Source organism: Paraburkholderia mimosarum LMG 23256 = NBRC 106338 (assembly GCF_000739815.1).
In the GTDB taxonomy this organism is placed as follows: Bacteria; Pseudomonadota; Gammaproteobacteria; order Burkholderiales; family Burkholderiaceae; genus Paraburkholderia; species Paraburkholderia mimosarum.
The window spans coordinates 51,120-73,781 of record NZ_BBJJ01000038.1; the positions used below are offsets into that span (position 1 = coordinate 51,120).

Below are 22,662 nucleotides of genomic sequence, written 5' to 3' on the forward strand. Positions count from 1 at the left end.
AGCGATGAGCGCGGCGATTGCCCTGGCACCATGCGTATTGTTCATACGTTGCCTGTCATCCTGTCTTTCGGGATGATGATGGCCGGCCTGCCGGCATGCTGGGCGGCCCAGCCTGCGCCGGCGCAGGCCGTTGCGTCGCAGGCCGCCACGCCCGCGCCGGCGTCGGGAACCGTGGCGGCAACGCCCAAGGCAACCCGAGCCCGCCAGCTCAACCTCGCCAACGAGCCGAGGTTCGGCGATTTCGACGCCATGCTGGACCGCCGGCTGATCCGCGTGCTGGTGCCGTACAGCAGGACACTGTACTTCAACGACCTCGGCCATGAGCGCGGCCTGACCGCCGGGCTGATGCGCGACTTCGAGCGCTTCCTGAACAAGACGTACAAGGACAAGCTCGGCAAGCGGCCCTTGACCCTCTTCATCATCCCGACGACGCGCGATCAGCTCATCCCCGGGCTGCTTGCCGGGAAAGGCGACATAGCCGCCGGCAATCTGACCGTCACCGAAACGCGGCTCGCGCAGGTCGACTTCGTCGCGCCGCGCGACCGCAAGTCGGTCCGCGAGCTGGTCGTCACCGGGCCGAAGTCGCCCGCGCTCACCAAGCTCGACGACTTGAGCGGCAAGACCGTGCATGTGCGCAAGAGCAGCAGTTACTTCGAGAGCCTCAATGCACTGAACGCGCGCTTCAAGAAAGAGGGCAAGGCGCCCGTCAAGCTGGTGCTGCTGCCCGATGCACTAGAGGACGAGGACGCCATGGAAATGCTCAACGTCGGGCTGCTCCAGATTCTCGTCGTCGACGACTGGAAGGCGCGATTCTGGGCGCAGGTGCTGCCGGCCATCGTGGTGCACGACGACATCGCCGTGCGTGACGAGGGCTATATCGGGTGGGCGGTCCGCAAGCAGAGTCCCAAGCTCCAGCAGGCAATCAATGACTTCTACCTGCGCGAAATGAAGAAGCAGAGCCTCGCGGAAGTGCGCCTGAAGCAGGAACTGCAGCGCGTCAAGCAGATCACCAGCAATACCGATGACGCGGACCTGAAGCGCTTCACGGAAACGATCGGTCTTTTCGAACGATACGGTGCGCAGTATCACTTCGACCCATTGATGCTCGCCGCGCAGGGGTTTCAGGAATCGCAGCTCAAGCAAAGCGCCCGCAGCCATGTTGGCGCGATCGGCATCATGCAGCTCATGCCGGCAACCGGCAAGGAGCTTGCCGTCGGCGACATCCGGGTGACGGAAGCCAATATTCACGCCGGAGCGAAATACCTCGATCTCCTGATGTCGCGCTACTTTCCGGACGCGAAATTCTCCGACACGGACCGCTCGCTCTTCGCGTTCGCGAGCTACAACGCCGGCCCGGCGAAGATCGCGAAGCTGCGCAAGGAAGCGAGCGCCCGGGGTCTTTCGCCGGACAAGTGGTTCAACAATGTGGAAATCGTGGTTGCCGAGAAGGTCGGCATCGAGACGACCACGTACGTGCGCAATATCTACAAGTACTATGCCGCGTACCGGCTGGTTCAGGACGCACGTGCGGCCCGTGAGCGCGCCATCGGGCAGGCGCGCAAACAAGGCTGAGCGCAGACCGCGTGCTTTTCATAACGCCGGATGCGATTTGCGGCTGAGGCACGCTTGCGTGTGACCAAACGGACGTTTGATCCAGCCGATTGAGATGCGCGGCGGCGGCGCCTGGCTTCATCGCCAGGCCTGCCGCGCCCGCCTGCTCAATGCCCCGCATAAATCGACCGGCCGCCCGTGCTCGCCAGAACCGGCGCACCAGAATCCGAGCTTCCTGTCATCGCCACGCCGCCAACGGCGTTGTTCGCCGCTGCGGACTGCTGCGCCTTCTGTGCGTCTTGCTGCGCGACGATCGCCTCCGCGCGCTGGATGTCGTCGGGATAATTGTTGTCCCTGGCCAAAGGACGATACCCCGCCTGCTCCAGACGCGTAAGTTCTGCCTTTACCTGGGCTCGCGTGACGGGCGCGTTCCCGGCCGTGTCGGCAGTCTGGGCGAAAGCGGCGGCCGGAACGGCCAGGGCGCAGGCAACGAGCAAAGTGGAAACGAGTGCTTTCATGATGTTCACCTCTCAATGAATGGCCGCCGCATCGTGAAGTGATGCCGCTTCAGCCGCCCTCCGGCAATGTCGCGAAGGTTGACTGGATTCTGGTCGCGCGGCGCTGACCCGAAGCTGACCCGTTGATTACGAGTTCGTTATCTGGGCAGAACGCGCCGATGGCTGTATCCGCCCCTTCGTCCCGAAGATGACGAATCCGTAATGTCGAGGTCAGCAGCGGGTAAGCGCGCCCTCCCGATACTTGCGCCAAACCTGCCATCACCCGGACAACGCCATGTGGATCGTCAAACTGGCCCTCAGGCGGCCTTACACGTTCATCGTGCTCGCCCTGCTGCTCTTCATCCTCGGGCCGCTCGCCATCATGCGCACGCCCACGGACATTTTTCCGGACATCAACATCCCCGTGGTCAGCATCGTCTGGACCTACAACGGCTTCTCGGCCGAGGACATGGCGCACCGCATCACCTCGAACTACGAGCGCGCCCTGACCTCGGACGTCGACGACATCGAGCACATCGAATCGCAGTCGCTCAACGGCGTCTCGGTGGTCAAGGTGTTCTTCCATCCCGGCGCCGACATCAACCGCGCGATTGCCGAAGCCGCCTCGAACTCCGCCTCCATCCTGCGCATCCTGCCGCCGGGCACGCTGCCGCCTAACATCATCACGTACAACGCCTCGACGGTGCCCGTGCTGCAACTGGGCCTCTCGAGCGCGACGCTGCCCGAGCAGTCGCTTTACGACCTCGGCAACAGCTTCATCCGCACGCAGCTCGCCACCGTGCAAGGCGCCGCCGTGCCGCTGCCCTATGGCGGCAAGATCCGCCAGATCATGGTGCAGCTCGACCCCAAAGCGCTGCAGGCAAAGGGCCTCGCGCCCGCCGATGTCGTGAACGCCGTCAACGCGCAGAACCTCATCCTCCCCGGCGGCACCGCGAAGATCGGCTCGCGCGAATACAACGTGGAGATGAACGGCAGCACGCAGACCGTCGCGGCGCTCAACGACCTGCCCGTCAAGACCGTGAACGGCAGCGTGGTGTACCTGCGCGACGTCGCGCACGTGATCGACGGTTATGCGCCGCAAACGAACATCGTGCGCGCGGACGGCAAACGTGCTGCACTCCTTACGGTCGAGAAGACCGGCAGCGCCTCGACGCTCACGATCATCGAGCAGGTCAAGGCGATGCTGCCGAAGATCGCCGCGGGCCTGCCGAGCGCGCTCGATATCACGCCGCTCTCCGATCAATCGGTGTTCGTGAAGTCGGCGATCTCGGGCGTCGTGCGCGAAGCGCTCATTGCGGCCTGCCTCACAGCCGCGATGATCCTGCTCTTTCTCGGCAGCTGGCGCGCCACGCTCATCATCGCCGTGACGATTCCGCTCGCCGTGCTCACGTCGCTCATCGCGCTCGCCGCGCTCGGCGAAACCATCAACATCATGACGCTCGGCGGCCTCGCGCTCGCGGTCGGCATACTCGTCGACGATGCCACCGTCGCCATCGAAAACATCACGCACCATCTGGAGCGCGGCGCCCCGCTGCATGACGCGATCCTCAACGGCTCGGGTGAAATCGCCGTGCCTACGTTCGTTTCCACGCTCTCCATCTGCATCGTGTTCGTGCCGATGTTCCTGCTTTCTGGCGTGGCGCGTTATCTCTTCGTGCCGCTCGCCGAGGCCGTGGTGTTCGCGATGTGCGCGTCGTACTTCTTCTCGCGCACGCTCATTCCCACGCTCGCCATGTATCTGCTGCGGGCGCGCAAGCAAGGGGCCGCGCCCGCGCGCGGCATTGCCGGTGTGTTGACGCGTTTTCAGGCGGGATTCGAGCACCGCTTCGAAGCCCTCCGCAACCGCTATCGCGAGCTGCTTGAGGCCGCGATAGCGCAGCGCCGCCGCTTCGTCGTACTGTGGCTCGCACTGTGCCTCGGCTCGCTCGCGCTCTTGCCGTTCACGGGCCGCGACTTCTTCCCCGCAGTCGATACGGGCGAAATCCGCCTGCACCTGCGCGCGCCCACGGGCACGCGCATCGAGCAAACGGCTCGCATCACCGACGAAGTCGAAGCGAAGATCCGCAGCGTGATTCCGCCTGCCGAACAGGCCGCCGTGCTCGACAACATCGGCGTGCCGGTGAGCGGCATCAACCTCACCTACGACTCCTCGGACCCCATCGGCCCCGAAGACGCGGACATCCTCATCACGCTCGCGCCGAAGCACAAGCCCACCGCGCAATATGTCGCGAAGCTGCGCAACGTGCTCGACGCATCGTTTCCTGGCGTGACCTTTGCATTCCTGCCCGCCGACATCGTGAGCCAGATCCTGAACTTCGGCCTGCCCGCGCCCATCGACGTGCAGATCGTCGGCAACAAGCTCGAGCAGAACCGCGTCGTCGCCAATCGACTGCTAAACGAGATGCGCGGCGTGCGCGGCCTCGTCGACGCCCGCATCCAGCAGCCCGGCGACGAACCCACCATCAACGTCGACGTGGACCGAACGAAGGCCTTGCAAGCGGGCCTCACGCAGCACGACGTGGCGCAGAATCTGCTCATCGCGCTCTCGGGCAGCTCGCAGACCACGCCGAACTTCTGGCTCGATCCGAAGAACGGCGTGAGCTACCCGCTCGTGACCGAAGTGCCGCAGTACGACATCCATTCGCTCCAAACGCTCGCCAATATCCCGGTAACGACGGCGCAATCGGTCTCGTTCACGCCGCAAAACCAGCTCGGCACGCTCGGCACCGTCTCGCGCAGCTCGCAGGAAGCCGTGGTCTCGCACTACAACGTGCAGCCCGTGCTCGACATCTTCGCCTCGACGCAGGGGCGCGACCTGGGCGGCGTCGCCTCGGACGTGAACCGTCTCGTCGATCAAGCGCGCGCGCAACTGCCGCCCGGCTCGTCGATCGTCGTGCGCGGCCAGGTGCAGTCGATGAACGCCTCGTTCGGCGGCCTCGCGGCGGGCCTCGTGTTCGCGATCGCGCTCGTCTACCTGCTGATGGTCGTGAACTTCCAGTCGTGGCTCGATCCGCTCATCATCGTGAGCGGCCTGCCGGCGTCGCTCGCCGGCATCGCGTGGATGCTGTTCGTCACGCAAACCACGCTCAGCGTGCCGGCGCTCACGGGCACGATCCTCTGCATGGGCATTGCCACGGCCAACAGCATCCTCGTCATCAACACGGCGCGCGAGTCGCTCGCCGCGGGCATGGCGCCGCTCGCCGCCGCGCTGGACGCGGGCTTCAACCGCTTTCGCCCGGTGCTGATGACGGCGCTCGCCATGCTGATCGGCATGCTGCCGATGGCGCTCGGCCTCGGCGACGGCGGCGAGCAGAACGCACCGCTCGGGCGCGCCGTGATCGGCGGCCTCGCGATCGGCACGCTTTCCACGCTCGTGTTCGTGCCGGTCGTGTTCGGCATGGTGCATGGCTGGCTCGCGAAACGCCGCGCTGCCAGCGACGATACGCACGCTGAAACAACCACCCATGTTGAATAAGGATTCCAGATGAATACGCAGATTCCGCCCGAGGAACGCGATGCCGCGGCGCAAACCGCGACGCGAGGTCGCTCCGCCGTCGTCGTTGGCCTGACCTGCCTCGCCATCGCCGCGGCGCTTCTCACGGCGGGCATCGCGCCGCGCCTCCAGGCCCGCACGGCGCAGGCGCAGCAGGTCGCGGCACAGCGCGAGCTGATCGTCTCCACTGTCGCGCCCACGCGCGCGCCCGCCACGCAGGACCTGCTGCTGCCCGGCTCGATCATGTCATGGGCCGACGCCTCGATCTATGCGCGTACGAGTGGCTACGTGCAGCACTGGTCCGCCGATATCGGCGCGCATGTGAAGGCAGGCCAGACGCTCGCGCAGATCGACACGCCCGAGCTCGACGCGCAGCTCCAGCAGGCGCGCGCCGACGAAGCGACGGCGCAGGCAAATTACCGCTTCGCGAGCAGCACGGCCCAGCGCTGGCAAACGATGCTGCAGACGCAATCGGTTTCCGAGCAGGACGCCCAGGCGAAAACGAGCGACGCCGCCGCGAAGCTCGCCACGCTCCAGGCGGCGCAGGCCAACGTGGCGCGTTTGCAGGAGCTGGTTTCGTACCAGAACGTGACGGCGCCATTCGATGGCGTCATCACCGCGCGCAACGTGCAGGAGGGCGCGCTCGTGACCGCGGGCGGGACACCGGGCCTCGCCACGATGCCAGGCGAGCTGTTCCATATCGCGCAGACCGACCGCCTGCGCGTCTACGTGGACGTGCCGCAGGACGATGCCAGCCTCATCGCCCCGGGCACGACCGTATGGTTGACGACACAACAATATCCGGGGCGCCGCTTCGACGCCAGCGTCGCACGCAGCTCGAACGTGATCGACCCGGTGAGCCGCACCTTGCGTGTGGAAGTCGACGTTGACAACGGCGACGGCGCGCTGATGCCAGGCGCCTACGCGCAGGTGCACCTTGCGCTCACCGCCGCCTCGCCGGCGCTGGAACTCCCCGTGAGCGCACTGTTGTTCCGCCCGGACGGCGTGACGGTCGCAGTGGTGGACGCACAGAGCAAGGTGCAATTGCGCAAGGTTACGATCGGCCGCGACTTTGGCACTTACGTGGAAATTGCCACGGGACTCACGGCAAGCGACCGTGTGATCGACAACCCGGGCGATGCCATCGCCAGCGGCCAGCAAGTGCGCGTCGCGGCCACGGCCGCTGCGGGCAAGGGCACGGCGTGAGTGGGGAGGACGATCATGTTCGAACATCGCTTACCGGCGCTGCGCCGGATCTTCGTGGCCTGCACGGCGGCATCGCTCGCGGCGTGCACCACGTTGCCGCATTACAGCGCGCCTTCGGTCGACGTCCCCACGCACTACGCAACACAACTCGCGGCGACCCCGGGCTGGAGCGTCGCCGAGCCCGCCGACGCCAATCCGCGCGGGCCCTGGTGGACCGTCTTCGGCGACAACGAACTGGACCAGCTCGAAGCGCGCGTGGACGTATCGAACCAGACCGTGCGCCAGGCCGTAGCCAACCTCGAAGCCGCGCGCGCGATGCTCGACTACCAGCGCGCGGGCTATGCGCCCACGGTTACGGCGGGCGTGGCGGCGCAGCGTTACCGGACCTCGCAGAATCTCGTGGACCATTCGCTCGCCGGCAAGACGGTCCCGGACTACTCCACGGGGCTCACGGCGAGCTGGGAACCCGACCTGTTCGGGCGCGTGAAAGACGCGACGACAGAGGCGCGCGCCAATGCGCAGGCGAGCGACGCCGATGTCGAATCGGTGCGCCTGGCGGTCTCGAGCCAGCTTGCCGCGAACTACTTCGCTTTGCGCTCGCTCGATCGGCAGAAAAAGCTGCTCGACGACACCGTGACCGCCTACGCGGCCGCGCTGCGCATCGTTGAGCAGCAGCTCGCCGATGGCGCGATCGACGCCTCCGCGGTCGCCCAGGCGCAAACGCAGCTCGAAAGCGCGCGCACGATGGACAGCGATATCGACGTGCAGCGCGCGCAGCTGCAGCACGCCATCGCCACGCTGATCGGCGTCCCCGCTTCCACATTCGCGCTGCCGCCGCGCGTGGATCCGGTGGTGGTGCCACCGGTTCCCGCAGGCGTGCCCTCGGCGCTGCTCCAACGGCGTCCGGACATCGCGGCCGCGGAGCGGCGCGTGGCGGCGGCCAATGCCAGGATCGGCGAGGCGCGCGCGGCCTTCTATCCCGACCTCACGCTCTCCGCGACGGCGGGCCTGGAAAGCACCTTCTTCGCGCCGTGGTTCAGCGCGCCGAGCCTTTTCTGGTCGATCGGCGCGCAGCTAGCGGGCACGCTGTTCGACGGCGGCCGCCGCAACGCCACGCTCAAAGGCGCGAACGCGCAATACGACGCGGCCGTGGCCGGCTACCGGCAAACCGTGCTCACGGCGTTCCAGCAGGTCGAAGACAACCTGAGCGCGCTCGACGCGCTGGCGAGCGAAGCACAAAGCCAGCAACGCGCCACGGCCGCCGCGCAGCTCTCGCTCAAGCTCACGACCAACCGCTACCAGGCGGGCGCGGTGAACTATTTCGACGTGGTGACGGCACAGACCATCGCGCTCGCGAACGAACGCAACGAGGAACAGATCGCTGGCAGAAGACTCGATGCGAGCGTCCATCTGCTCGAAGCGCTGGGCGGCGGATGGGACCGCGCGGCGCTGAGCGACATGAACGCACCGGGCGATCCCGGCATCAAGGGCGCGCGAACGTCAGGATGAAGCGCGTGGCCGTCGCGTCGCTTTCGGCGCGCGCCGAGCCGCCGTGCAACGCCATGATCGAGCGCACGATCGCGAGACCGAGCCCCGCCGAAGCGCCGGCGCGCGGCTCGCTATGACGCGACGCGTCGGCGCGGTAGAAGCGGTCGAAGATGCGTTCGAGCAGCGCGGCGTCGATCGGCGTGCCGGGGTTGGCCACGGCGACTTCGACGGCCGAAGGCGTTTCCTGCACACTCATCGTGATCTCGCCGCCGCGAGGCGTGTAGCGCAGCGCATTGGCGAGCAGGTTGCCCACGGCGCGCCTGAACAGCTCCTTGTCCGCGCGCAGACGCCCCTTGCCTAGCACGCGAATGCGCACGCCCGCGTCCTCCGCCAGGCCTTCGAAGTAGTCGGCGATCTGCGTGAGGGCGTCCTGCACGTCGAACTCGGCGAGCGTCGTCATGAATTGCGGATGCTCGGCGCGCGCCAGAAAAATCACGTTCTCGATCATGCGGGAAAGCCGTTCGCACTCCTCGAGATTCGATTCGAGCAGCGCTTCATATTCGGCCGTCGTGCGCTCCCGCGCGAGCGCCACTTCGGTCGCGCCGCGCAGATTGCCGAGCGGCGTGCGCATGTCGTGCGCGAGATCCGCCGTGTATTGCGACATGCGCTCGAAGCCGCCGTGCAGCCGGTCGAGCATGGCGTTGAGCGACTTCATGAGCGCCTCTAGTTCGCTCGGCGCGCCCTCGACCTCGATGGGCGTGTCGAGCCGCTCGACCGTGATCGTGGCGGCGCGCGCGGCCATCTCGCGCAGCGGCCGCAGCGACTCGCGCACGAGCAGCCAGCTCATGAGGAACGCGAGCAGCATGCCCGCAAGGCCGAAGGCGTAAAGGCGCTCGCGATAACGGTCGAGCAGCAGCCAGCGATCGGTCATGTCGCGCGCGATGACGATCGTGACGGGCGTGCCGTCGGCGAGCGCCGCCTCGGTGGCGAGCCCGCGCACGGGCACGCCGCGCAGGTTGCGCCACTCCACCACGTCGCCTTCGGTAATGCGCTGCGCCGAGGGGATGCGCCGCGCGAGCGCCGCTTGCGGGAACACCGCGTCGGCAATGCTGGCCGTGTTGTGCTCGACGAGGGGCGCGCCGCCGGCGTCGAGTATCTCCATCGAAAGCGCGGCGTTGCCAAGCACCTGGCTCGTCAGCCGCTGCGCGTGCTCGCGCACGTCCTGCGCGGTGTGCAGCTCCTGCGCGAGGCGCCGTGTATGCCGGGAAATCAGCACGATGTCGAGGTCGTCCTGCTGTTTGACTTCGCGGTCGAGCGTGAAATAAAGCGTGCTGCCCACGAGCGCGAACACCGCGAGCGTCGTGCCCGCGAAACTGAGCGCGAGGCCGGTGGTGAGCGAGCGCACGGCCAGCCGCGACATCAGGCGGACCCTTTATCGTCGGTGATCTCGGCGACGTAGCCCACGCCGCGCACGGTATGGATCAATTTGACGTCGAACGCGTCGTCGACCTTGGCGCGCAGGCGGCGAATGGCGACTTCCACGACGTTGGTGTCGCTGTCGAAGTTCATGTCCCACACGTACGAGGCGATCTGCGTGCGCGTGAGCACTTCGCCCTGGCGGCGCACGAGCAGTTGCAGCAGCGAGAACTCCTTTGGCGTGAGGTCGATGCGAGTGGCGCCGCGTTTCACGCGCCGCCGCGTGACGTCCACTTCGAGGTCGCCTAGCGAGAGCACGTCGCTCTCGCGCGGCGGCCCGCGCCGGGCCAGCGTGCGCACGCGCGCCAGCAGTTCGACGAAGGCGAACGGCTTGACGAGGTAGTCGTCGCCGCCCAGCTCGAGACCCTTCACGCGGTCGTTGATGTCGTCGCGTGCGGTGAGGAAGAGCACCGGCGTGGTGTGCGTGGCGCGCAGCGCCTTGAGCACCGTCCAGCCGTCCATGGCGGGGAGCATGACGTCGAGCACGATCACGTCGTACGCCGCTTCCTTCGCGAGGATCAGGCCTTCCGCGCCGTCCGCGGCGACGTCCACTGCGTAGCCGGATTCTTCGAAGCCCTTCTTTAGATAGGCGCCGGTTTTCGGTTCGTCTTCGATCACGAGAATGCGCATCGCCGTTCTGCTCACAGAGTGTGTCCGGCTCAATTGTATGCGTTCGCTGGCCTCGCGCGCGCCTGGTGGCGGCGTGTTTTGCGGAACCGCTGTCGAACGGACGTATCGAACCTGCCTTGGGTGTCATTGGGTGCAGCGCGTTCGCAGGCAGGCACTAGAGAACTCGCCGGCCTCCACGCCGTTTTCGGGGGCAAGCCCCATGCAATGGTCGTTGCAGACCGCGGGGGCGCCTCGCGCGACGGGATTTCCGTCCGGTTCAAGTCCTCGAACGTATTTCCCTGCGTAACAGAGTATGAAGCCAGGCAGCACGGGGCTAATCACTACGCCTGCGATGCCGATATCCAACGAGCGACACTTCAGCGGTGACGGCGGAGCCTCCTCGTCCCAGCCCAGCCTCTTTTTCAGCTTCCCTCACCCTGGCCGCAGCGAAACGTCTCCAGACCTCATCGCAGGGTCTCCATGGCCAGCAGTACGGCCATGGCTACCATCAGTGCGCCGCCAACAATGTTGAAGAGCTTTGCCACGTAGCAAAAGGCCGCTCGTGGTCACGGAGTGAGCGGCTGCTACCCAGGCGGCGTCGATCACCAGTCCAAGGGTGATCGGGACCAGTGAAATGCCGAGAAGTGACAGGACAGGGCTGTCGATCCCACTGCTCATGAAGCTCGGGACGATCGAGCCGAACATGATCAATGCCTTCGGGTTCGTTGCTCCCACAATGATGCCCGCGAGCAGCGACTGGCCCGACTTCCGGGACCAGTTTCCGCTCGCGGTTGATAGCGGTCTGGAAAACGCCAGGTATTGAATACCAATGCCCAGTAAAACGACCGCTCCCAGCAGACGAATGATCGTCAATGCGTAGCTGGAGTGAACGATGAGAGATCCGATGCCCAAGGCCACGATAATCGCGACGCAGTACGTTCCGATCGCATTGCCGATGACGCCTCGGAATGCATTGCGGCGTCCGACCGTGATGGTCTGCCCGACCAGGAACATGATGCTCGGTCCTGGAACGGCGATCAGCACGGCGGACGTCAGAACGAGCCCTGGAAGGCCGTTGAGTTCGGTGAGGCCTTCAGGCATCGATGCCTTCCTGAGCAATGTGGATGGCGCTTGCCGCGCCGTGGCCTCCATCATTGTGCTTCCCGCATCCATGGCGTAAAGGTGACGCCTACCAGCAATCCTTCCGGCCCGATGAAGCGACTGACGGTCTGGCCCCACGGCTCGTTCCGGTTACTGACCAGCATCCGATACCCTCGTGATTCGAGTTCCGCGGTAGCCGCCGCGACGTCTTCGACTTCGAACTCAATCCAGGCTTGCGGAATGGGTACGTCATGAGGCCACGCATCCGTGCCGAAGCACGACTGCGCCGCCTGGGGGAGTGGCCACAGCGCAAACGAATTTGCGCCTTTCAGATTTTCGGTATGCAGGTAGCCGCCATTCTCTTCCTTGAAGGGGATACCGAACGCTCGACTGTAAAGCCCGCGGCTTGCCTGGGGATCAGTGACGATCGGGCCAAATCCCGCGATGAACAACGCTGTGGCCTTTAGGATCTCTTCCATGGCTTCTCCTTTGCCGCGAATGAGCGGCTCCTCGAGGAACGAATACGTCCGCCCGCGCCCGTCGAACTAAAGTGGCGCCCGGTGTTCAGGTAACGCGGGGCATGGATGAGTGTAGGCCTGTTTCAGGTTCCCGGCAGGCATCTGAATCAATCAGCGCCTCCCCAAAAACAGCGCGGCAGTGCTCATCGCACCGCCGCGCCGCTCGACCCAGCGCTGTCGGCAAATAAAAACTCTGTGTGCCGCGCTCACCTGCGCCGCCGGTTCGCTATAACGCACACGCTGCGAGATCACGATCGCAACCACCGCCAGCACGGCCGGCACGGCCGGCACCGCGAGCATCGCGAGAAATCGCGCTGCATTGCCAGCAGAGACCCAGCAGCGCGCCGCCGATGGCCGAGCCAAAAATGCTGCCGAAGCGGCCCATCCCCAGCATCCAGCTCCTACAAGTTGCGCGCGCAACGGTCTTATAGCAGCCCGGAGCATAAGCGTTGAGGCCCGTTTGAGCACCACTCAAGCCGTGATCGTCGCGAAGGCGCGTCGCGGCACGGTCGAGGGTTTCAGCGAGCGCACCGCGATGAAATCGGCGATACAGCGCCGGCAAAAGTCACCATGGCACTGACCGTGCAGCAACGCTAACCGCGGGATCGCGAGGCGGCCTCCGCGCAAACCTCGCCGATCACCGCGACACCATCGGCGGCACGCACGCCCTGGCCTTCGGGCAATACGAAGATCCGATTGATCTCGGCCTCGGTGAGCCGCGAGCCCAGTTCGGTCGCCATCCGGGCGAACGCAACGATCGCGGACGCGAGAGCCTCGATATCCGCGCGCGGGCGTCCGCGGAACCCGTCGAGAAGGGGAAACGTCTTCAGTTCCCGGATGAGCGCCAACGCCTCTTCGTGCGAGAGACTCGGATCCCGCATGAATGCGATTATGGTCGCCAGACGGAGAACGCCAAGGCACGTGTTCCACTCTATGGAACAGTAAAGCTGGCTAGACCGTCTTGTGTGTGAGCGCGTCCTCATGCGTTCCCTGGGGTCACCACGGATGTCTGGTTCTCCCGCCAGACGGGATTCGTGATGAAATGGCAAGTGGCCAAGGACTGGATGCGCGCGAACCGGTCTTACGGGACCGCAACCTCTGAGACTTTCGATGGAACTTCGGCAGTTACGATATTTTGTGAGCGTCGTCGAACACGGCAGCATGGGCAAGGCCGCGCTCGAGCTGGGCGTCGTCACCTCGGCGCTCAGCCAGCAGATCAGCAGACTGGAGGGCGAACTCTCGACGCGTCTCTTGCAGCGAACGTCGAGCGGCGTCGTTCCCACCGACGCGGGACTCGCCTTCTGGCGCCAGGCGCAACTCGCGCTGCGCCACGTCGACGACGCCGCGCTGGCCGCGCGCCAGGCGCGCCTCTCGGGCCATGTCAGCGTGGGGCTCGCCCCGAGCACGACAGGCGTGCTCGGTCTCGCTTTCATGCAGGCGATGCGCGAGCGCTATCCCGACGTGCGGCTGCGCATGGTGGAAAGCCTCTCCGGTTATCTCGGCGCGATGCTCGGCGCGCGGCAAATCGATCTCGCGATTCTGTTTCGCGAAGAGCCCGCACAGCGCTGGAGCGTCATGCCCTTGCTCGATGAACGGCTGTTCGTGATCGGCGCGTCGACGCTGCCTGGCATGCCCGGCAAATTACGCACGTCGATCGCGAAGCTGGGCGCCCTGCCGCTCATCTTGCCAAGCGGCACACACGGCCTTCGCGCACTGCTCGACGCCGCATTCAAGCGCGCCGGCTACACGCCGTCCATCGCCGCCGAAGTCGACGGCCTCGCCATGCTCATGGACGCCGTGCGCGGTGGACTCGGCGCAACGATCCAGCCAGGAGCGGCGCTCGCACGCGCAGAGAACGCCTCCCTGGCGAGTGTGCCGCTCGTCGAGGCATACGCGACGAGGCCGAACCTGATTGCGAGTGTTTCCGATGACGAACTGTCGCCCGCCGGGCTGGCCGCGCGCGTCGTGCTCGCCGATGTCGCGCGCGCTACCGTCATGGCTGGCCGCTGGCCTGGCGCAGCGCTGCGCGAGGCCACCCTTCACGACACGTGAAGACCCGTTGCCGCCTCCCTGATGGCCGCGCCGGCTGGAGCTTCTTATAGTTGTCTCAAAGGAGACGACTCAGATGGTCGACGTTCTTGTAATCGGCGGAGGCAATGCCGCGCTGTGCGCCGCGTTGATGGCTCGCGAAGCCGGTGCGTCGGTGCTGCTTCTCGAATCGGCACCGAAGGCGTGGCGCGGCGGAAACTCCCAGCACACCCGAAATCTGCGCTGCATGCACGACGCGCCGCAAGACGTGCTGGTCGACGCGTATCCCGAAGAGGAATATTGGCAAGACCTGCTCAAGGTGACCGGCGGTCTCACGAATGAGGCGCTCGCGCGACTCGTGATACGGGCATCGTCGACGTGCCGTCCCTGGATGCACAAGCACGGCGTGCGCTTTCAGCCGCCGCTATCCGGTGCGCTGCACGTGGCGCGAACCAATGCGTTCTTCATGGGCGGCGGCAAGGCGCTCGTGAACGCCTACTACCGCAGCGCCGAAGCGCTCGGGGTCCAGATCCGCTACGACACGCCTGTCGACGCAATCGAACTCGACGCAGACCGCTTCGTCGCGGCGCACAGCGGCGGCCAGCGCTTCGAGGCGCGCGCCTGCGTGCTCGCGGCCGGCGGATTCGAATCGAATCGCGAATGGCTGCGCGAAGCGTGGGGACAAAACGAGCGCGGCGAATGGCCCGCCGACAACTTTCTCATTCGCGGCACGCGCTTCAATCAGGGCGTGCTGCTCAAGCACATGATCGAGTCGGGCGCGGACACGATCGGCGATCCGTCGCAATCGCACTGCGTCGCCATCGACGCCCGCGCGCCGCTCTACGATGGCGGCATCTGCACGCGGATCGACTGCGTGTCGCTCGGCGTGGTCGTCAATCGCGACGCACAGCGCTTTTACGACGAGGGCGAAGACTTCTGGCCGAAACGCTATGCGATCTGGGGGCGGCTCGTCGCCCAGCAGCCGGGCCAGATCGGCTACTCGATCATCGACGCGAAGGCCGTCGGCCGTTTCATGCCTCCCGTTTTCCCAGGCGCGAAGGCCGATTCGCTGAATGAACTGGCGCGTCAACTGGACCTGCCCGAAGCGGCGTTCGTCGAAACGATCCGCGCCTATAACGCCGCTTGCCGCGCCGGCACATTCGATCACACGGCACTCGATGACTGCCGGACCGAAGGCCTCACGCCAGCGAAAACCCACTGGGCGCGGCCCATCGATACCGCCCCCTTCTTCGGCTATGCATTGCGGCCGGGCATCACGTTCACCTACCTGGGACTCAAGGTGAACGAACACGCCCAGGTGCATTTCGGCGGACGCCCGAGCGAGAACCTTTTCGTAGCCGGAGAAATGATGGCCGGCAACGTGCTCGGCAAGGGTTATACGGCCGGCGTGGGCATGTCGATCGGCACCGCATTCGGACGCATTGCCGGCACACGGGCCGCGATGGCCGCCGCTCATCACACTGGAGTTCAACGTGCAGAAGCTTGAAGCACTTGCCCGCGAGGCGCGGGAACTTGCCTCGCCTTCCATCGCCGTCCCCCGCGGCGCCGCGAGCGGATCGGCGACATCGATAATCCGCGTGCTCCCGCTCACGCAGAACGAAACGGAAGTCGCACGGCAGATGCAGATCTGCAATGCCTGCCGTTACTGCGAAGGATTCTGCGCCGTCTTTCCGGCGATGACGCGGCGCCTCGAATTCGCCAAGGCCGACGTCAATTACCTTGCCAATCTGTGCCATAACTGCGGCGCGTGCTATCACGCATGCCAGTATGCGCCGCCACACGAGTTCGCCGTGAACGTGCCGCAGGCGATGGCCAAGGTCCGCCTCGAAACCTATACCGAGTATGCGTGGCCGTCGCCGATGGGTGCGCTGTACAAGCGCAACGGATTGACCCTCGCGCTTGCGCTCGCAATCGGACTCGCCCTCTTTCTCGCGCTGGGTATCGCGTTCAAGGGTTCGCTGTTCGCGGGCCCATCAGGCGGCAACTTCTATGCGGTTTTCCCGCATAACCTGCTCGCAGCGATGTTCGGCGCTGTCTTCGGCTTCGCGATGCTCGCGCTCGGAATCGGCGTGTCGCGATTCTGGCGTGACGTGTCGGCGGGAACGGCCAGCGCCCCGGCCCTCGCCGAGGCCTCGAAGCACGCGCTCACCCTGACGTATCTCGACGGCGGCCACGGCGACGGCTGCAACGAGTCGGACGATGCGTTCACACTCGCGCGCCGGCGTTTCCATCATTTGACGTTCTATGGCTTCATGCTGTGCTTCGCAGCGACGGTGGTGGCCACGTTCTATCACTACGCGCTCGACCTGCACGCGCCCTACCCGCTGTTCAGTCTTCCCGTGATGCTCGGCACGGCCGGTGGAGCCGGCTTGCTCGTCGGGCCGGCGGGCCTGCTCTGGCTCAACCTGCGTCGCGACCCGAACCGCGGAGATCCCAAGCAGCGTCCGATGGACCGCGGCTTCATCGCGCTGCTGCTCCTGACGAGCGCCTCCGGTCTCGCGCTCCTCGCGTGGCGCGACACCGCCGCGATGGCCTGGCTGCTGGCCGTGCACCTCGGCGTCGTGATGGCGCTCTTTGCCACGCTGCCCTACGGCAAATTCGCCCACGGGATCTATCGCTGTGCCGCGCTCGTCAAGTCATCGATCGAAAAGCGGCAGACCACTCGCCTGCAAGCCGGCGCGGATTGACTGCAGTCGTGACGGCTGCACGTTCGACGGGCCGCCGCACTCACATAACACATTCATGGAGACAACTCATGCGTTCCTCATCGCTCAAGGCCGGGGATAGCGCGCACGGTCGAACGTCGAAGTTCGGCGCAGTCCTGCGCGTGACCAGCGGCAACTTTCTGGAGCAGTTCGACTTCTTTCTTTTCGGCTTCTATGCGACCTCGATCTCGCACATCTTCTTTCCGTCCACGAGCGAGTTCGCCTCACTGATGCTGACGTTCGCCGTGTTCGGCGCGGGCTTCCTCATGCGTCCGCTCGGCGCGATCGTGCTCGGCGCGTACATCGACGAAGTGGGCCGCCGCAAAGGGTTGATCGTCACACTCTCGATCATGGCGAGCGGCACGATCCTGATCGCCTGCGTGCCCGGATACGCGACGATCGGACTCCTGGCACCCGCGCTCGTGCTTCTCGGGCGCTTGCTGCAAGGGTTTTCCGCCGGCGCCGAGCTGGGCGGCGTTTCCGTCTATCTCGCGGAGATCGCGACGCCGCAGCGCAAGGGCTTCTATACGAGCTGGCAGTCGGCGAGCCAGCAGGTCGCAATCGTCGTCGCGGCTGCCCTTGGCTATCTGCTCAATCATCTGCTGACGGCCAGCCAGATCGGCGCATGGGGTTGGCGCATTCCGTTCTTCGTCGGCTGCGCGATCGTGCCGGTCATCTTCGTACTGCGAAGCAAGCTCCAGGAGACCGACGAATTCAAGGCGCGTACTCACCATCCGCGTGCGCGCGAGGTGTTCGCTACGATGCTGCAAAACTGGCGGACGGTGCTCGCGGGCATGCTGCTGGTCGCCATGACCACCACCACGTTCTACCTCATCACGGTCTATACGCCGACCTTCGGCAAAGCCGTTCTGAAGCTCACTACGGCGGACAGCCTGATCGTCACGCTCTGCGTGGGCGTCTCGAACTTCTTCTGGCTGCCTGTCGGAGGTGCGCTCTCGGACCGCATCGGGCGCAGGCCGATTCTCATCGCCATCACCGTGCTCGCCATCTGCACGTCGTATCCGGCGCTCTCCTGGCTCGCGTCGGCGCCGACCTTCGGCCGCATGCTCATCGTGCTGCTGTGGCTCTCGTTCTTTTTCGGCATGTACAACGGCGCGATGGTCGCAGCGCTCACCGAAGTCATGCCCGCCAGCGTCCGCGTGGCCGGTTTCTCGCTTGCGTTCAGTCTCGCCACCGCGGTGTTCGGAGGCTTCACGCCCGCCGTCTCGACGTATCTCATCGAGATCACCGGCGACAAGGCCGCGCCGGGCTACTGGCTGAGCTTCGCCGCGGCATGCGGGCTCGTCGCCACCCTCGCGCTGTATCGCCGGGGCGGCGCGGCCGAGCGGTCCGCGTCGCTCGCCTGAACGCGACTCGCGCGGCGGCTACCGCGCGCGCGAGCTGCTGCTTTTCCCTTGCCGCAGTTACCTCCTGGCGCAGGTCTGCCGCGCCTGCCGGCTCCATGCCGAACGCCCGCTTGGTCGCCTCGGTGCGATCCGAGGCAAGGAATGCAAGGAAGCCGGCGGCGGCCTGCCGCCGCTGCGACACCGCGCAGATCGCCGCGGAAAAGACCGTCACCAGTTGGGCGCCGGCGGGCAACGGCCCGATCACGTCCACGTCACCGCGTCACCGCGACACCGCGACACCGCCGCGACCGTGCCGTGCACGCCCGCGAGTTCGCCCATAATGGGCGGCACTCTGGTTTTCCATTGAGGACGAGCCACCATGCATATCGACCGATTCGAGCTTCACGTCCCCGACGACGCCATCGACGACCTGCGCCAGCGCCTGCGCGCCACACGCTGGGCGAATGCCACGCCCGCGCCGGCATGGCAGCAGGGCGCGGACACTGCATGGCTGCGAGAACTGGTCGCGTGGTGGGCAGACGAATTCGACTGGCGCGCCGCCGAACGCGAGCTAAATCAGCAACCGCAGTTCATGGCCGACGTGGCAACCGATGCGGGCGGCCAGCGCGTGCACTTCGTGCATCGGCGCGGCGTGGGCCCAAAGCCCTACCCGCTCGTCATCACGCATGGCTGGCCCGGCTCGTTCGTCGAATTCCACGCGCTGCTCGACCGCCTTTGCGACCCCGCCGCATTCGGCGCGGACCCCGCCGATGCGTTCGATGTCGTCGTCCCTTCGCTCCCCGGCTTCGCGTTTTCGCCCGCGCCCGCAATGCCCGGCGCCTCCGCATTCCAGGTGGCCGATCGGTGGGCCGCGCTCATGCGAGGTCTCGGCTATGACCGCTTCGGCGCGCAGGGCGGCGACCTCGGCGCCGGCGTGTCGATCGCACTGGCTTCGCGGCACAGTCAGGCGGTGGACGGAATCCACCTCAATTTCCTGCCGAGCTCGTACGAACCCACCGTCGATGCGGCGAACGCCCCGTTCACGCCGGCGGAACAGGACTATCTTCGCGAGAAAGCCGAATGGGCCGCGCTGGAGGGCGGCTATGCGCATATGCACGCGACGAAGCCGCAAACGGCGGCCGCGTCGCTCAACGACTCGCCGGCGGGTCTGGCCGCGTGGTTCGGCGAGAAGTTTCGCGCATGGAGCGATTGTGACGGCGTGATCGAGCGCCGCTTCTCCAAGGACACCTTACTGACGAACCTTTCGATTTACTGGTTCACCGGAAGCATCGGTACGTCGATGCAGATGTATTGGGAAAACCGGCTGCAACCGTTTCGCTTCGCTGCTGGAGAGCGCGTGCTGCCGCCGGTCGCCTTCGCGCGCTTTCCCAAGGAGATCAACCACCCGCCGAGGTCATGGCTCGAACGCGTGTTCGACGTCGTCCAATGGACGGACATGCCTCGCGGCGGCCATTTCGCCGCCATGGAAGAGCCCGACCTTCTGGCCGCCGATATGCGCCGCTTTTTCAGGCGGTTCCGGTAGCGAGCGTCACGACATGGCGTTGTCGCCGAACGGATGCGCGGGTGCATCCGTGGCTCGCCACGCGTAACGCCTGAGCAGCGCAGTGTACCCGTCGATCACGAAGCCGCCGCACTTCTCCCGGTAGTCGTCGCGCCGCATGCGATAGGCGCGCGGCAATTGAAACCACGGCAGGCGCGGCAAGTCGTGGTGCACGAGGTGGTAGTTGTTGTTCAGATAGAGAAGCCGCATGACGATCCCGGCCTCGTTGATGGCGATGCGCGCCTTGGGATGGGAAGCCGCGCGATGTTCGTAGAGCGAGCGGACCATGGCAAGTCCGAGCGCAGGCCATGTGACGGCGACGAGGTAGTACCACCACGGCACGCCCGCGTAGCGCTGAATCCAGCAAAGCAGCAGCACGACGGCTGCGCCATGCGCGAGCCACGTGGGCACCTGGCGCCAGTCGCCGTTTCGCCATGCCCGCCCCGCGCCGGCCAGCGTCGCCGCCACGCTCATGGGCGGGCCGATCACCACGCGCCCTACGAAGCTCTTGTGCGCGTGCCAGAGCACGCGCCGCCAGCGCGGCAAGCAAGCCCATTGCGCGGGGCCGACATAGTTCGTTTCGGGGTCGATGCCGGGCACGGTCAACGCTTCGTCGCGATGATGCGCCATGTGGCTCTCGCGGTACACCGCGAAGGGAAACCATATAGCGAGCGGCGGCCAGCCCAGCGCCGTATTCAGCCATCCTAAGCGTGTCGGATGTCCGTGCAGCAATTCATGCTGCAGCGACATGTGCCAGGCGCACAGCACGACGAGCCATGGCGTAGCGGCGGCAAGCGAGAGAGCGCCGGTGCGCACGAGCAGCAGCACGCCGAACCATCCGCCGTAGATCGCGACGATCACCAGCCACGTGGGCCATTCCGTGCGTGCCGCGAAGCCCTTGCCGAGCGCCGCGATTTCGCGTGCGTGATCTGTGTCGAAGTATTCGGCCATGAACGCCTGTTCCGTCATGAAGGATGGGGCCACTCCATACGGAGAGCAATGCAACTCAGGCTTCACCATAACGAGTTCGAGTCACAACGCCAACCAACGAATCGCCATTTGCTTATTTCCCCGCGCAGCGAACGGGCCGTTGGAGCGCGCCGCAACCCGCGGCGTAGAATGCGGCCATGAGCCCCTGGATCGCCTCCCTGCCCATGTATAACGTGACGCCGCAACACGCGGTGTCGTGGCGGTCGCTGTTGAGCGACTGTCTGGACGCGTTCGCGCGCGCGGTCGGCCCAGCCGAAGTCGCGATCGTGGACGCGCCTGAGGGCGACCTGCTCCAGCACTGGCGCCGCAATGATCTGCTGCTTTCGCAGACCTGCGGTTTTCCGTACCGGATGCTGGGCCTCGCCCGCACGGTCCACTTGATCGCGACGCCGCTATTCGACGCGCCCGGCTGCGAGGGCCCGCGCTATCGCAGCGCGCTCGTCGTTTCGGCGCAGGCATGGCAGCGCGGCGCGACGACCGTGGCCGCATGCCGTGGACTGCGCGCCGCCTGCAATAGCGCCGATTCGCACAGCGGCATGAATGCGCTGCGCCATGCCGTCGCCCCGCACGCGTGCGATGGCCGGTTCTTTTCATCGGTACATTGGACCGGGTCGCATGCGGCCACGCTGCATGCGCTGGCGAGCGGTACGGCCGATATGGGCGCCATCGACTGTGTGACGCTCGCGCTGTTGCGCGATGCGCACCCGGAGCGGTTGGAAGGCTTGCGCATCATCGGCATGACGGCATCCGCGCCGGGCCTTCCGCTCATCGCTTCACGCTCGCTCGAAGCCAACCACGCCGAAGCGTTGCGCGATGCATTGGTCGCTGCTCACGCAGCCGACGCCGAGCGCGCACGCAAGCTGCGGCTGCGCGGATTTGCGAGACTCACCCCCGACGCCTATGACGAGATCGCGGACATCGCGAACTCCGCCGCGCAGCAGGGCTACGCCGCAGTGCGTTGAATGCGGCGATGGTTCGTCCACGTCATCTTCAACATCGATGAGCGGGAGGACTGAAAGCGCCTGATCCGCTGCATCCTGGCCCACGACGTTGCACAGCGCAAAACAACGAAACTAGCTAAGCAATCCGTCACAAATTGGTTGTCCGCCGCATGCGCCCTCTCTAGCATCGGTTCATCCACAACTCACCAAAAAATGGACGCTATGAAGAAAAGAACACTGCTGGGAACGATGCTGGCTTCGCTCGCGCTGGGCGTGGGCCTCGGGGGCATGCCGCTCGCACACGCGGCGGACCGGACGGTGCGTGTGGGCATCATGTCGGGCGAAGACGAAGACGTATGGCGCGTAGTCGCCGCCAATGCCGCGAAACAGGGTATCACCGTCAAGCTGACGACATTCTCCGAATACACGCAGCCCAACGAAGCGCTGTCCACCCACGACCTCGATGCCAACTCGTTCCAGCACAAGCCGTATCTCGACGCGCAGATCAAGGCGCGCGGCTACAGGATCGTGCCGGTGGGTTATACCTACGTTCAGCCTATCGGGCTCTACTCGCGCAAGGTGAAGTCGGTGGCGGAACTGCCGCAAGGCGCGACCATCGGCGTGCCGAACGATCCGAGCAACGAGGGCCGCTCGCTCCTGCTGCTGCAGGCGCAAGGGCTCATCACGCTGCGCGCCGACGTCGGCCTGCTGCCGACGGCGCGCGACATCGCGAAGAATCCGAAGAACATTCATATCAAGGAGCTCGATTCGGGCATCGTCGGGCGCGCGATCGACGACCTTGACGCGGCGGTCGTCAACACGGACTGGGCCGTCAAGTCCGGCATCAAGATTCCTCAGGAGCGCATTGCGCAGGAGAAGGTGACGGGCAATCCGTATCGCAACTTCATTGCGGTCAACGAGAAGGACGCCAATGCGCCGTGGGTGCATGCGCTCGTGCAGAGTTATCAGCAGGCTAATGTCGCGAGCGAGATTCTCGCCGTTTATCACGGGGCGACGCTGCCTGCGTGGAAGGATGCGCCGCAGCAGTAGGGCGCAGGACGTTTTTGTCTCGGTTCTCGCCGCTTTGGACTTTGCTTGTGTTCGCGTCGG

The 22,662-nt window shown here is 65.7% G+C and carries 17 protein-coding genes and 3 pseudogenes; 11 read left to right on the top strand and 9 right to left on the bottom strand.

What is annotated here, in order from left to right; genetic code table 11:
* Positions 1–30 precede the first annotated feature (30 nt).
* The gene (locus tag BMI01S_RS24160; RefSeq protein ID WP_028213637.1) at positions 31–1,572 is read left to right on the top strand and encodes an MltF family protein; all 1,542 of its coding nucleotides are present in this window, start codon (positions 31–33) and stop codon (positions 1,570–1,572) included.
* Positions 1,573–1,718: 146 nt separating this feature from the next.
* Here the strand turns inward: BMI01S_RS24160 and BMI01S_RS24165 are convergent, their stop codons facing one another.
* Positions 1,719–2,069 (bottom strand): DUF4148 domain-containing protein, encoded by a 351-nt coding sequence (locus BMI01S_RS24165; protein WP_028233145.1) that lies wholly within the window; start codon positions 2,067–2,069, stop codon positions 1,719–1,721.
* 274 nt (positions 2,070–2,343) lie between these two features.
* Here BMI01S_RS24165 and BMI01S_RS24170 point away from each other — a divergent pair, with 274 nt between their 5' ends.
* Genes BMI01S_RS24170 through BMI01S_RS24180 form a run of 3 tightly spaced genes read left to right on the top strand, consistent with a single transcriptional unit; the run spans position 2,344 to position 8,277 of the window.
* Positions 2,344–5,544, top strand: coding sequence for an efflux RND transporter permease subunit (locus BMI01S_RS24170; protein ID WP_028233144.1), 3,201 nt, complete (start codon positions 2,344–2,346; stop codon positions 5,542–5,544).
* A 9-nt stretch (positions 5,545–5,553) separates the two neighbouring features.
* Complete coding sequence (locus tag BMI01S_RS24175; protein ID WP_028233143.1) at positions 5,554–6,768, top strand: efflux RND transporter periplasmic adaptor subunit; 1,215 nt, start codon at positions 5,554–5,556, stop codon at positions 6,766–6,768.
* Positions 6,769–6,783: 15 nt separating this feature from the next.
* Positions 6,784–8,277: an efflux transporter outer membrane subunit gene (locus BMI01S_RS24180; protein WP_042290836.1), complete on the top strand. Its 1,494-nt coding sequence runs from the start codon at positions 6,784–6,786 to the stop codon at positions 8,275–8,277.
* Here BMI01S_RS24180 and BMI01S_RS24185 read toward each other — a convergent pair.
* From BMI01S_RS24185 to BMI01S_RS43170, 6 genes and pseudogenes are all read right to left on the bottom strand, one after another.
* Positions 8,252–9,667: a heavy metal sensor histidine kinase gene (locus BMI01S_RS24185; RefSeq protein WP_028213632.1), complete on the bottom strand. Its 1,416-nt coding sequence runs from the start codon at positions 9,665–9,667 to the stop codon at positions 8,252–8,254. The genes BMI01S_RS24180 and BMI01S_RS24185 overlap by 26 nt on opposite strands.
* Positions 9,668–9,675: 8 nt before the next feature.
* On the bottom strand, positions 9,676–10,362 hold the full coding sequence (locus BMI01S_RS24190) for a heavy metal response regulator transcription factor (RefSeq protein ID WP_028213631.1): 687 nt from the start codon (positions 10,360–10,362) through the stop codon (positions 9,676–9,678).
* 411 nt (positions 10,363–10,773) lie between these two features.
* Positions 10,774–11,442 (bottom strand): LysE family translocator, encoded by a 669-nt coding sequence (locus BMI01S_RS24195; protein ID WP_238327992.1) that lies wholly within the window; start codon positions 11,440–11,442, stop codon positions 10,774–10,776.
* Positions 11,443–11,492: 50 nt separating this feature from the next.
* A complete protein-coding gene (locus tag BMI01S_RS24200) occupies positions 11,493–11,921 on the bottom strand; it encodes a VOC family protein (protein WP_028233142.1) in 429 nt (142 codons plus the stop codon).
* Between the two features lie 234 nt (positions 11,922–12,155).
* A pseudogene (locus tag BMI01S_RS39285) lies at positions 12,156–12,435 on the bottom strand (aromatic acid/H+ symport family MFS transporter); the annotation flags it as partial.
* Positions 12,436–12,553: 118 nt separating this feature from the next.
* Positions 12,554–12,826 (bottom strand): annotated as a pseudogene (locus BMI01S_RS43170) (acetate--CoA ligase family protein); the annotation flags it as partial.
* 244 nt (positions 12,827–13,070) lie between these two features.
* Between BMI01S_RS43170 and BMI01S_RS24215 the strand changes: the two are divergent.
* From BMI01S_RS24215 to tcuC, 4 genes are all read left to right on the top strand, one after another.
* The gene (locus BMI01S_RS24215; protein WP_028233139.1) at positions 13,071–14,012 is read left to right on the top strand and encodes a LysR family transcriptional regulator; all 942 of its coding nucleotides are present in this window, start codon (positions 13,071–13,073) and stop codon (positions 14,010–14,012) included.
* A gap of 73 nt (positions 14,013–14,085) precedes the next feature.
* Complete coding sequence (gene tcuA / locus BMI01S_RS24220; RefSeq protein ID WP_028233138.1) at positions 14,086–15,495, top strand: FAD-dependent tricarballylate dehydrogenase TcuA; 1,410 nt, start codon at positions 14,086–14,088, stop codon at positions 15,493–15,495.
* Positions 15,482–16,696, top strand: coding sequence for a tricarballylate utilization 4Fe-4S protein TcuB (gene tcuB, locus BMI01S_RS24225; protein ID WP_028233137.1), 1,215 nt, complete (start codon positions 15,482–15,484; stop codon positions 16,694–16,696). Before tcuA ends, tcuB begins: the two co-directional genes overlap by 14 nt.
* 68 nt (positions 16,697–16,764) lie before the next feature.
* Entirely contained in the window at positions 16,765–18,081 is a 1,317-nt protein-coding gene (gene tcuC / locus BMI01S_RS24230) for an MFS transporter (RefSeq protein WP_028233136.1), read from the top strand.
* Between the two features lie 103 nt (positions 18,082–18,184).
* Here the strand turns inward: tcuC and BMI01S_RS43175 are convergent.
* Positions 18,185–18,331 (bottom strand): annotated as a pseudogene (locus BMI01S_RS43175) (substrate-binding domain-containing protein); the annotation flags it as partial.
* 108 nt (positions 18,332–18,439) lie between these two features.
* On the opposite strand from BMI01S_RS43175, the gene BMI01S_RS24235 reads away from it, so the two are divergent.
* Positions 18,440–19,603, top strand: a complete 1,164-nt coding sequence (locus BMI01S_RS24235) for an epoxide hydrolase family protein (protein WP_028233135.1) — start codon at positions 18,440–18,442, stop codon at positions 19,601–19,603.
* A gap of 6 nt (positions 19,604–19,609) precedes the next feature.
* On the opposite strand, the gene BMI01S_RS24240 is transcribed toward BMI01S_RS24235, so the two are convergent.
* Positions 19,610–20,572, bottom strand: coding sequence for a fatty acid desaturase (locus tag BMI01S_RS24240; RefSeq protein WP_042290849.1), 963 nt, complete (start codon positions 20,570–20,572; stop codon positions 19,610–19,612).
* Positions 20,573–20,748: 176 nt separating this feature from the next.
* On the opposite strand from BMI01S_RS24240, the gene BMI01S_RS24245 reads away from it, so the two are divergent.
* Together BMI01S_RS24245 and BMI01S_RS24250 are read left to right on the top strand one after the other, a co-directional pair.
* Complete coding sequence (locus BMI01S_RS24245) at positions 20,749–21,573, top strand: phosphate/phosphite/phosphonate ABC transporter substrate-binding protein (protein WP_028233134.1); 825 nt, start codon at positions 20,749–20,751, stop codon at positions 21,571–21,573.
* A gap of 228 nt (positions 21,574–21,801) precedes the next feature.
* Positions 21,802–22,602, top strand: coding sequence for a MetQ/NlpA family lipoprotein (locus BMI01S_RS24250; protein WP_238327996.1), 801 nt, complete (start codon positions 21,802–21,804; stop codon positions 22,600–22,602).
* The last annotated feature ends 60 nt before the right edge of the window (positions 22,603–22,662 follow it).

What these genes read in the sequence shown, in the direction of transcription:
- BMI01S_RS24160 (WP_028213637.1), top strand. Translation starts at nt 31, where the DNA reads ATGCGTATTGTTCATACGTTGCCTGTCATCCTGTCTTTCGGGATGATG.
- BMI01S_RS24165 (WP_028233145.1), bottom strand. Translation starts at nt 2,069, where the DNA reads ATGAAAGCACTCGTTTCCACTTTGCTCGTTGCCTGCGCCCTGGCCGTT.
- BMI01S_RS24170 (WP_028233144.1), top strand. Translation starts at nt 2,344, where the DNA reads ATGTGGATCGTCAAACTGGCCCTCAGGCGGCCTTACACGTTCATCGTG.
- BMI01S_RS24175 (WP_028233143.1), top strand. Translation starts at nt 5,554, where the DNA reads ATGAATACGCAGATTCCGCCCGAGGAACGCGATGCCGCGGCGCAAACC.
- BMI01S_RS24180 (WP_042290836.1), top strand. Translation starts at nt 6,784, where the DNA reads ATGTTCGAACATCGCTTACCGGCGCTGCGCCGGATCTTCGTGGCCTGC.
- BMI01S_RS24190 (WP_028213631.1), bottom strand. Translation starts at nt 10,362, where the DNA reads ATGCGCATTCTCGTGATCGAAGACGAACCGAAAACCGGCGCCTATCTA.
- BMI01S_RS24195 (WP_238327992.1), bottom strand. Translation starts at nt 11,442, where the DNA reads ATGCCTGAAGGCCTCACCGAACTCAACGGCCTTCCAGGGCTCGTTCTG.
- BMI01S_RS24200 (WP_028233142.1), bottom strand. Translation starts at nt 11,921, where the DNA reads ATGGAAGAGATCCTAAAGGCCACAGCGTTGTTCATCGCGGGATTTGGC.
- BMI01S_RS24215 (WP_028233139.1), top strand. Translation starts at nt 13,071, where the DNA reads ATGGAACTTCGGCAGTTACGATATTTTGTGAGCGTCGTCGAACACGGC.
- tcuA (WP_028233138.1), top strand. Translation starts at nt 14,086, where the DNA reads ATGGTCGACGTTCTTGTAATCGGCGGAGGCAATGCCGCGCTGTGCGCC.
- tcuC (WP_028233136.1), top strand. Translation starts at nt 16,765, where the DNA reads ATGCGTTCCTCATCGCTCAAGGCCGGGGATAGCGCGCACGGTCGAACG.
- BMI01S_RS24235 (WP_028233135.1), top strand. Translation starts at nt 18,440, where the DNA reads ATGCATATCGACCGATTCGAGCTTCACGTCCCCGACGACGCCATCGAC.
- BMI01S_RS24240 (WP_042290849.1), bottom strand. Translation starts at nt 20,572, where the DNA reads ATGGCCGAATACTTCGACACAGATCACGCACGCGAAATCGCGGCGCTC.
- BMI01S_RS24245 (WP_028233134.1), top strand. Translation starts at nt 20,749, where the DNA reads ATGAGCCCCTGGATCGCCTCCCTGCCCATGTATAACGTGACGCCGCAA.
- BMI01S_RS24250 (WP_238327996.1), top strand. Translation starts at nt 21,802, where the DNA reads ATGCTGGCTTCGCTCGCGCTGGGCGTGGGCCTCGGGGGCATGCCGCTC.